Genomic DNA, 3232 nt, shown 5'->3' on the forward strand with positions numbered 1-3232 from the left:
CCTAACCAATGAGCCAGAAAACGCGATATCCCCCACCAGGTTGTTACAAATCTCTCAACAGGAGACGCTGACCGAAAGCAAATCCGCCGCCATTCGATACAAAACAAAAACGTTTTGCGTCATACAGAACAGGCCACCCCCTCCCGCAAGCGACGCGACAACCATTCTCAGGAAACACGAAAGGGACATCATCCCCCCTTTCACGCAATCAATGGCTCGCCAGCACAACACGCCCGCTTTCGCCTACGCCCCAAATCACCGCGTTCACCGACGCCCATTCGCTCCAGCGATAACTGTCAAACAAGGGTCGTCGCCTGACGACCGCTCCCTCGGATTCGCGGTTCGATCGAATCGGTTTCAATTTCTGGGGTTGTTTCATGAAGCCGGGATCTGATACCCCGACATGCCTGGAACCAGACTTTCGCCAGGATGAAGCGAAAGACACGCAAAGGAATGCGAACGATGGAAATTTTCGGCAAACGAATTGGCTACCGCCTGACCGGCGGAGTCGCAACGATTCTTCTTGGGGCCTTTGCCGCCGCACAGGCTCAACAAAGCGAACTCCCCAGCGACACCCAACTGGCCGATCAAAACGTGCCGGCTCTGGATGCGCCTCGCTGGCAATCCGAGATGCCATCGCCCATTTCGATGCCGACCACGGACGACGGCGCGCCCATGAACTTCCTCGGCGCCCACGAAGAATCGTCGGACCCCGGGATCATTCAACAAGCGGGCTACTCGGACGAAACGTTCGTATCGCAACCCGTCGAGATGGCCAGCCACAACGAACCGGCCGACGGACCTGCTCCGCTGACGATGCCAGAACCAGCCCCACAAGAAACTGGGCCACAAGACGCTGGGCCACAAGAAACGGGGCCCAGCATGACCATGTCGGCCATGGAAATGCCTGCCTCGATCGGCATGAACATGCCACCGATGGATCAACCTGAAGACGCTCCCGACACTCCAGCTCCGGCCCCGATGCCCGAAGCCAACCTAACCATGCCCGAAGCGGACCTGTCGATGCCGGCTGGATTAGGACTGCCCGACATGAGCGTGTCGATGACGACACCCGAACAACCAACCGACGCCGCCCCAACGAACCAACCACAAGACGCCGGCCCGGCGATGAGCATGCCCGGCATGTCGTTCAGCACGCCACCTACCGATGGCTTCGCAAACGAAGCTCCCGCGGACATCCCCATGAATGACATGCGGATGCCTGAGCCCAGCCAAATGCCCCATGAGTCGCTGCCAAACTTGCCAGCCCCTCAACCACAAGCATCGGCTTCGTTTGCACAACCCGCGGATGGTTTCCCAGGTGGCATGAACGCCAACGCTCCTGGCGATCAGGCAGTTGACCAACCCAATCAATTTGCACAACCGGAACCCATGAGCCCCAACGGCCTGCGTTCGGGGCCACGCCCAACCGCCTACGGCGCTCCTGACCAATTTGCAGGTGCAGACCAAACAGCCGGCCGTGCCAACCCAGCCGACTCACGCGAGCAACCTCGCCCGACAAACCAGTTTGACAGCCCCACCCAGTTTGGTTCCACCGATCAATTCGGATCGCCCGAACCGACGAACAATGGCGTCAGTGGTATGCCAGGCTACAACGATCCAGCCCCCGCCGCATCCACTCGCTTTGCCAGCCAACGCGGACTGCCGGAACCCAACTACGCAGCCCCCGGTGCCAACAACAACTACGGCGGCAATCAAACCACCGCCGCCCAGCCAACCGCATTTGCCATGCCTGGCGAACGACGCTTAGAAGGCATGCAAACACCCAGCATCGTGATCCACAAAGAAGCGCCTCCCGAAGTCAAAGTCGGCCAACCCGCCACGTTCAAGCTCAACGTTCAAAACGTTGGAACCGCAGAAGCCTTGGGCGTGCGAGTACACGACACCATCCCAGCGGGCATGCGTTTCAACGATGCATCGGGCAACCCTGTCATGCAAGGCGATGCCTTGATGTGGGAACTCGGAGCCCTGCCGGCTGGCGAGCAACGCGTCATCACGATGAGCCTGACACCGATCGAAGAAGGCGAACTGGGCAGCATCGCTCGCGTGACTTTTGAAGCCGCCGCCTCGGTACGAACCCGAAGCACGCGTCCCGAACTCAAGGTGACTCAACATGCACCTGCCAAAGTGTTGATCGGTCAACAATTGGAAATCGAATTGGAAGTCGCCAACGTCGGATCCGGTGCCGCCACCAACGTCGTCCTTCGCGAAGACGTGCCCGAAGGAATGGATCACCCCGGCGGTCGCGAACTGGATTCGTTCTTGAACACACTTCGCCCAGGTGAAGTCCGCCGCGAAGTATTGCGAATGCGTGCCGTCGAACCAGGCTTGGTCCGAAACACCGTTCAGTTGGTGTCTGACGATGCGGAACCCACCAGCCACACGGTGGAGGTGGAAGTGGTCGCTCCTGAGATCGACATTCGATTGACCGGACCTGGGCTGCGATTCCTGGAACGACAAGCGACATACGAAGTCGAATTGATCAACCGCGGGACCGCTCCAGCGACCAACGTCGAAATCATCGCTCGCCTGGACCGTGGCTTCACCTTCGTCAGCACCGAGAACGCTGGCTACTACGATCCCAACCGACACGCCGTGCTCTGGTCGGTCGCGTCTTTGCCGCCGGGCAAACCAGCCAAGGTTCCATTGACGTTGCTGCCGGTTGAAGAAGGCGAACAAGCCATTCAGTTAGAAGCCACCGCCGACCTCAACTCGCGGGCTACCAGCGAAAGCACCGTGCGAGTGGAATCGCAAGCGGAACTCAGCTTCAGCATTTCCGACTTGGCCGACCCAATCGAACAAGGGGCTGAAACCACCTACGAAATCCGTCTGCAAAACACGGGATCGCGAAACGACTCGAACGTCCAAGTCCGCTTGGTTGTGCCTTCCGGAATGGAAGTGATTGGGTCCGACGCGGACGTTCGCCCCGACGGCCAAGGCGGAATGATCTTCGCCCCCGAGCAAGAAATGCCGGCGGGGTCGGAACGCACTTACCGCGTTCGTGTCCGCGGCGTCACTCCGGATACGCACCTGGTGAAAGCCATTGTGATCAGCGATCAGTCGCCGAAACCAGTCACCAAAGAAGAGTCGACGATGGTCTACGCGGACCGCTAAGAAACGACGGAACTGAATGGGCGCCCTATCTCGGGTGGTTTCATCGCCAGAGACGCCGACCTACAGTATCTATGGACGGGTGAATGGCACCCGTCCA

1 protein-coding gene is annotated in these 3232 nt (G+C 59.3%); it reads left to right on the forward strand.

Annotated elements, in window-relative coordinates:
• Positions 1 to 429: 429 nt before the first annotated feature.
• Positions 430 to 3135: a hypothetical protein gene (locus tag ACF8AM_RS19120; protein WP_392557184.1), complete on the forward strand. Its 2706-nt coding sequence runs from the start codon at positions 430 to 432 to the stop codon at positions 3133 to 3135.
• Positions 3136 to 3232: the final 97 nt, after the last annotated feature.

Source organism: Rhodopirellula sp. JB055 (genome assembly GCF_043100905.1).
In the GTDB taxonomy this organism is placed as follows: Bacteria; Planctomycetota; Planctomycetia; order Pirellulales; family Pirellulaceae; genus Rhodopirellula.